Below are 2,307 nucleotides of genomic sequence, written 5' to 3' on the forward strand. Positions count from 1 at the left end.
CGCGAGACCAAGGGCCCGCAGATCATGCTGTCGCGCGCCCACGGCGGCTTCATGGCCAAGCTGTTCGCGCAGGAAGTGCCGGAAGTCTATGACGGCGTCATCGAGATCCGCGCCGTGGCCCGCGACCCGGGTTCGCGCGCTAAGATGGCCGTGATCTCCAACGACAGCAGCATCGACCCCGTCGGCGCCTGCGTCGGCATGCGCGGCTCGCGCGTGCAGGCGGTGGTGGCCGAACTGCAGGGCGAGAAGATCGACATCATCCAGTGGTCCGAGGACGAGGCGACCTTCATCGTCAACGCCCTGGCCCCCGCCGAAGTCTCCAAGGTCGTCATGGACGAGGAAGACGAGCGCGTCGAAGTGGTGGTGCCCGACGAGCAGCTGTCGCTGGCCATCGGCCGCCGCGGTCAGAACGTGCGCCTGGCCTCCCAGCTGACCGGCTGGCAGATCGACATCATGACGGAAACCCAGGAGAGCGAGCGCCGTCAAAAGCAGTTCGCCGAGGCCACGGCCCTGTTCCAGGAAGCCCTGGACGTCGACGAGGTGATCGCCCAGCTGCTGGTCACCGAAGGCTTCACGACCGTCGAGGACGTCGCCTATGTCGAGCCGCACGAGATCGCGGCCATCGAGGGCTTCGACGACGAGACCGCCGACGAACTGCAGACCCGCGCCCGCGAATTCCTGGAAAAGGAAACCGCCGCCCTGGACGCCAAGCGTCTGGAGCTGGGCGTCGAGGACGGCCTGCTGGAGATCGAGGGCGTCACCCTGCCGGTGGCCGTGGCCCTGGGCGAAGGCGACGTCAAGACGGTCGAGGACCTGGCCGGCCTGATCCCCGACGACCTGCGCGGCTGGTTCGAGACCAAGGACGGCGAGCGCACGCGCGAAGCCGGCATCCTGGACAGCTTCAACCTGTCGCCGGAAGACGCCGAGGCGCTGATCATGCGCGCTCGCGTCGTCATGGGCTGGGTCGAGGCTCCGCCGGAACCGGAATATGTCGAGGAAGAGGTCGAGTTCGAGGAAGAGGCGGGCGAGGCGCCGGCCGAGGCCTCGGAAGAAGACATCGTCGAAGACGAACCGGCTGAAGACGCCGAAGACGCCAAGGAAGACTGATCCAAGCCCGGGCCTCTCATGAAAGTGGGAGGCCCGGCGCCTTTTTGAGCCCCATGACCGACGCCGACGCGCCCCATACCCCCGTGGCCAAGACCCACGCCGAAGCCAATCGCTTGCGCAAGGACATCGTCCTGGGCGAGGCGACGGATGAGGCGCGCCTGGTGCGGTTCGTGGTCGGACCCGACGGGGCTGTGGTCCCCGACGTGGCGCGCAAGCTGCCCGGCCGAGGCATGTGGGTGGACGCCACCCGCGAGGCGGTGACTATCGCCGCCAAGAAGGGTCTGTTCTCGCGTTCGGCCAAGACCAAGCTGACCGCGCCGGCCGATCTGGCCGACCAGGTGGAACGTCTGCTGACCAAGCGGGTTCTGGACGGACTGGGGCTTGCACGGCGCGGCGGAACGATTATCTCAGGCTTCGAAAAGGTCTCCGCGGCCCTGGCCTCGGGAAAGACCGCCTGGTTGATCGAAGCGTCCGACGGCGCTGCTGACGGTCGCCGAAAGATTCTCACCGCGGTCCACAAGGCCCCGAACAGCCCCAAAATCTGCGGGATGTTCAGCTCGGACGAATTGGGTTTGGCCTTGGGCGGGGAGAATGTGATACACACGGCGCTTCTTGCCGGGCGCGGCACTGATCGCTGGACTTTGGACGTCGAGCGGTTATCAGGCTTCCGCCCACTCCTTCCCTCGAGTTGGTCGGCGAGTTGGCGCGAGGAGCCCTAGGCCCCTGGCCTCGACGAATGGCTTCCATTCGTCGGCGACAGAGGTCTGGAACTTGAAATGAGGAGCGTGATCCGCTCCTGAGCGAAGGGTCGGGAAACGCGCTTTCTTCGGAAAGTACGTCCAGGCCCCTTTCTCGCATGGATCAAACGGTTTTTGGCCGGCCCCCGCCGGCGGAAGTACAAGCGAGCGCATGAGCGACGAGAACGATAACGGTCGGCCTGGTTCCAACCCCGGCGGGCGAGCGCCCATCACGCTGAAGCCCCGTCAAGGGTCTGTCAGCGCCGGCGTCGTGAAGCAGAGCTTCAGCCACGGCCGCACCAAGACGGTGGTGGTTGAAACCAAGCGCGTGCGTCCGCACGTGCCGCCGGCCGGCAATCTCGCCGCGCCGTCCTCGGCCGAGCGTCGCCAAGGCGACGCCCCGCGTCCGCAGTCGTCGCAAGGCGGCGGCGGTGGCGGCGGTTCGGCCGGTGGTCTGTCGCAG

General features: G+C 67.1%; 3 protein-coding genes. All 3 read left to right on the plus strand.

The window, feature by feature from the left end; genetic code table 11:
* The coding region (gene nusA, locus WAL33_RS16990) for a transcription termination factor NusA (protein WP_422182703.1) at nt 1-1,107 on the plus strand (1,107 nt) is incomplete at its 5' end.
* 53 nt (nt 1,108-1,160) lie between these two features.
* Complete coding sequence (locus WAL33_RS16995) at nt 1,161-1,826, plus strand: RNA-binding protein (RefSeq protein ID WP_422182704.1); 666 nt, start codon at nt 1,161-1,163, stop codon at nt 1,824-1,826.
* A 190-nt stretch (nt 1,827-2,016) separates the two neighbouring features.
* Nucleotides 2,017-2,307, plus strand: a 291-nt coding sequence (locus WAL33_RS17000; protein ID WP_422182705.1) for a translation initiation factor IF-2 associated domain-containing protein, incomplete at its 3' end; no start/stop codon positions are given.

Origin of the sequence: Caulobacter sp. (assembly GCF_049283275.1) — a bacterium.
Lineage (GTDB): Bacteria > Pseudomonadota > Alphaproteobacteria > Caulobacterales > Caulobacteraceae > Caulobacter.

Bases quoted from the DNA above. Each gene is read 5' to 3' on its own strand.
- WAL33_RS16995 (WP_422182704.1), top strand. From the start codon at position 1,161: ATGACCGACGCCGACGCGCCCCATACCCCCGTGGCCAAGACCCACGCC.